We start from the raw sequence: 400 nt of genomic DNA, 5'->3' as shown, positions 1-400 counted from the left end.
AGTCGGCGACGATGAACGGCAAGGAGATCACTCCGTCGATCGACCTGAACGCCAACTCCGCGACGATCACTTCGGGTCTGGGATGGCGCATCGATCTCAGCAACACTGCTGAGTTCGTCACCAAGTACCGGGTTCCGGAGAACGTTCCGGTGGTGGGCACCGTGCTCGACAGCGGCGCGTCCATGACCCCCGACATGTGGGGCGACCAGAAGTGGAATCCGATCGGTGTCTGCGTCACGGTCCGTTCCAAGAATCCGGGTGAGGCCGTCACGGGCAGCTTGGATTCGTCAGGCTTCGGCTCGGCGGGCCCGATTTCCTCCGGTTCGGCCGGCTCCGCGATCATCAACGACCCGGCCGGCTTCATCGGCGACATCATCGGCAACGTCCTCAAGAGCGCCAG

General features: G+C 63.5%; 1 protein-coding gene. It reads left to right on the top strand.

The genetic code is table 11. From position 1 onward, the window contains the following. Positions 1-400, top strand: a 400-nt coding sequence (locus tag AC07RN_RS21435) for a hypothetical protein (protein ID WP_478337292.1), incomplete at both ends; no start/stop codon positions are given.

The organism is Lelliottia sp. GFLA7, assembly GCF_056490165.1.
Note: the sequence above shows the minus strand (reverse complement) of the source record. Positions and strands in the feature narration are given on the sequence as shown.